Source organism: Paenibacillus sp. 3LSP (assembly GCF_032465655.1).
Classification (GTDB): domain Bacteria; phylum Bacillota; class Bacilli; order Paenibacillales; family Paenibacillaceae; genus Fontibacillus; species Fontibacillus barengoltzii.
In genome coordinates, this window is the sequence record NZ_JAWDJI010000008.1 from 1 (window position 1) to 3,209 (window position 3,209).

Below are 3,209 nucleotides of genomic sequence, written 5' to 3' on the forward strand. Positions count from 1 at the left end.
TTTCGATGTGAGTGAACCGATGCCTCTTTAGTAACATTTTAACTGAGTGATCGCGGAGCCTTGCTTGTTGCGCTCTGTTTCTTTACAATAGGAATGTTAAGGGAAGCCATTTTGTGCGATAGGAGAGATCATATGAGAGTCAAAATTACCCGCAATGCGGCGAAAGTGATACAGAAAGAACTGGCCAAGGAAGAAAATCAAGGGCTGACGCTGAAGGTATTCATTACCCATTCTCACGGCGACCATGCTCACTATGGCCTGGATTTGGTCAAGCCTAGCGAGAACGACCAAATCGTCAAAACTGACAAGGACATCGATGTCATTGTGGGTGGCGATGATCCGTTCCTGGATGGCGTGAAGATCGATTATTTGTATTTCCCAGAGGAAGGCTTCGTGATTACCAATCCTTCCAAAGGTAATCATGGGGATCACTAAGCTAAGTTTTAGCTAACGATAAAGAAGGGACTTGGCATGGCTAACGATATTCGGATTTGCGATAAATGCAATCATATCCGCATGAAGACGTTTGTACCGAAGCTGCAAAAGCTCGCGCCGGACGCCGAGATCAAAATTGGCTGCAAATCGTATTGCGGTCCGTGCGGCAAAAGAGCGTTCGTATATATCAACGGCAGATACGTCAGCGCACCGACGGAGGACGAGGTGTTGGCGAAGGCTGCGCCTTTTGTGAAGAAACCGAAGTGAGAGAATTAGAAATGAGAAGCCGTCGGAGCTGGAGCTCCGGCGGTTTTTTTAGGGATCAGCTGTTTTGAAAGCTTCCTTCGGACAACCGTTTCTGGTAGGGTATTCTTAAGAAAAACGGCCAATCGATTAAACACCAAACAAAGGAGTTAGATCATGGGAGCGATTCAGGAACGGATGAAGGATGTCGCAAACTATCGGGCAGCTCGTACGGCAAGAGAGGACTTTGATGCGTTTTGGAGTCAGACGTTAGAGCGGTTTGCAGCCAAGCCGCTGAATGATCGCCGGGAACCTGCAGCGACGTTGATGAAGGGAACCCTTGCGGCGCGTGTGCAGTTTGAGGGATACGATGATACGCCGCTGTATGGCTGGTTTTTGGTCCCGAAGGGCGGGGACGAGCAAAATCGGAAAGTTCCGTGTGTAGTAATTTATCAAGGATATCAATGTCATCGAGGCCTTCCGGAAAATTATGCCGTTTGGCTGCAGATGGGGTATGCCGTTTTTGCGGTGGATACGCGCGGTCAGACAGGGGAAACGGGGAATCACTTAACCTCTGCTCGAGGGATCTTCAAAGGGTGGATGACCCAAGGTGTGCTGGAGCCGGAGCACTTCTACGGCTTGGCGATGACGATCGACGCCTGGAAGGCGCTGCAATGGGTGAGTGCCCAACCTGAAATCGACGCAGAGCGAATTGGGGTGTACGGAACAAGCCAGGGCGGCGGCTTGGCGCTGCAGATGGCGGCGTTAAGCAAGGTACCACGGGCGGCAGTTGCTAACGTCCCGAATCTGTGTCATTTGGAGTTCGCGTTGATGAATTCAACCGGCTCCGTCTCGGAAATCGCTGAATTTGTCGCCCGTAACCCGGGATCGTTGGAGCAAGTCCTAACGACATTGAGTTATTTTGACAATCTGAACTTGGCCGAAAAAATCAACATCCCGGTGTTATACTCCGCAGGTTTTAAAGATCTGATCTGCTGGCCGGAAACGATCGCAGCAGCTTATAACCGAAACCCTGCGCCGGGGAAGGAGCTGCTGCTCTACCCGTTTATGGGCCATGAAGAAGGCCCTGACGAGCATCGGTTGAAGGCCTACGGTTTCCTGGGGGAGCATTTGCAGCCATAGCATGTGGAGAGATGAAGGGGACCCCTCGTCCGACATTGAGCTTGCCGGGAATCGAGTCGCCAAGTGTGCAGCAAATCCAGACGGGCCCATCCGCCTAGCTCGAATTCGAATGCGAGCGCATGAACTGGCGAGGGGACATGCCTTCAACCTGCTTAAACGCTTTACTGAAGGAGTATATGTTGCTGTAGCCGACTTTCTCAGCGATGGTGGATAAGGACAAGCGGTGAAAGATCATCAGTTCTTTGGCTTTCTCCATCCGGTAGCGGATTTGAAACTGATGAGGGGTCAGGTCGAACGTTTGCTTGAAAATACGGGAGAAATGGAACACGCTGAGGCAAGCGATCTTCGATAACGTCTTCAGCGGGACCGTTTCGTTGTAATGCTCCATGATGTAGGTGACCGCCAGCTCCATGGCACGTTGATGCATGACCAGATGCGCGTTGTTGTTCGCCCTCAGCCCTTTTTGCAGCAAATAAAGGATGCGGAGCACCAGCGCTTTCTGGATCAACGGGTAGTCGGCATCACGCCGCTCGTAGGCATGAATGATTTGCATCAGCGTCTTGTGTACCTCGGCATGGTTGCCGATCCGCAGGACGTTGGGAAACCCGAAAGCCTGCCCCAGTATGTCAGGCCGAAGCCAAGCCAGCTCTGCCTCCGTGCATTCGCTGCGATTTTTGAAATTGATTGGCACCTGCTCAAAATCCTCATAATACAGCACATCAAAATGAATGTGCGGCATCCAACATTCTCCCCGCGAGTCTATGAACTCATGTTCCACCCCCGGTTTGAACAGTAAAATATCTCCGGGCACCGCAACAAACGTATCGTTCTCCACACGAATGGTGAGTTCCCCTTTTTCCATATACAACAGTTCATAGTCAAAAATGATGCGAGGCGCCAGCTTCATCGTGTCCACCCGGTGGTTCCAGGCTCTTCGAACGTTGGGTGACAGGCGATGTATCAGGTTCGAGGGAGTCAAAGTCGGATTGTCCATCGGTACCTCCTGTGTAGACAATAGCAAGAATGGATAACAAATCACAAATCCCAACATGGAAACCGGGAGATAGGATCATGTAAAATTTGATATGAAATCGCTTACATCATAACATGATCTGATTCGAACCGAAAGGGGCTGCAGATGGTGGAAGCGAGAGGAACAGCCTGAGGCCGGATGAGGCTAGGGACTGAGTCACGAAGCGTACGTAGAGATATGTTCCATCAATAATGAAGGAGAGGGACGACGATGAACCCATTTAGCTAAGATGAACGTAAACAAAAGACAGCCCTCCAAATTGCTACATCTCGTAGGTTAAAATGGATAGTGTAGTATAAACCAAACCATTTCAGAGCTACATAGCAAAGGAGAGCTGATACTATGCAGTCTACCA

General features: G+C 50.4%; 4 protein-coding genes. 3 read left to right on the forward strand and 1 reads right to left on the reverse strand.

What is annotated here, in order from left to right:
- Positions 1–132: 132 nt before the first annotated feature.
- The 3 genes from RW092_RS00485 to RW092_RS00495 all read left to right on the forward strand — a co-directional run bounded on the left by RW092_RS00485 (position 133) and on the right by RW092_RS00495 (position 1,821).
- Positions 133–435 carry a hypothetical protein gene (locus RW092_RS00485; protein ID WP_016312794.1) on the forward strand — a complete coding sequence of 101 codons (303 nt, stop codon included), beginning with the start codon at positions 133–135 and terminating at the stop codon, positions 433–435.
- A gap of 36 nt (positions 436–471) precedes the next feature.
- Complete coding sequence (locus RW092_RS00490) at positions 472–702, forward strand: YuzB family protein (RefSeq protein ID WP_009222730.1); 231 nt, start codon at positions 472–474, stop codon at positions 700–702.
- A gap of 153 nt (positions 703–855) precedes the next feature.
- The gene (locus tag RW092_RS00495) at positions 856–1,821 is read left to right on the forward strand and encodes an acetylxylan esterase (RefSeq protein ID WP_316009219.1); all 966 of its coding nucleotides are present in this window, start codon (positions 856–858) and stop codon (positions 1,819–1,821) included.
- Between the two features lie 94 nt (positions 1,822–1,915).
- On the opposite strand, the gene RW092_RS00500 is transcribed toward RW092_RS00495, so the two are convergent.
- Positions 1,916–2,815: an AraC family transcriptional regulator gene (locus RW092_RS00500; RefSeq protein WP_028539500.1), complete on the reverse strand. Its 900-nt coding sequence runs from the start codon at positions 2,813–2,815 to the stop codon at positions 1,916–1,918.
- Between the last annotated feature and the right edge of the window lie 394 nt (positions 2,816–3,209).

What these genes read in the sequence shown, in the direction of transcription:
- RW092_RS00485 (WP_016312794.1), top strand. Translation starts at nt 133, where the DNA reads ATGAGAGTCAAAATTACCCGCAATGCGGCGAAAGTGATACAGAAAGAA.
- RW092_RS00490 (WP_009222730.1), top strand. Translation starts at nt 472, where the DNA reads ATGGCTAACGATATTCGGATTTGCGATAAATGCAATCATATCCGCATG.
- RW092_RS00495 (WP_316009219.1), top strand. Translation starts at nt 856, where the DNA reads ATGGGAGCGATTCAGGAACGGATGAAGGATGTCGCAAACTATCGGGCA.
- RW092_RS00500 (WP_028539500.1), bottom strand. Translation starts at nt 2,815, where the DNA reads ATGGACAATCCGACTTTGACTCCCTCGAACCTGATACATCGCCTGTCA.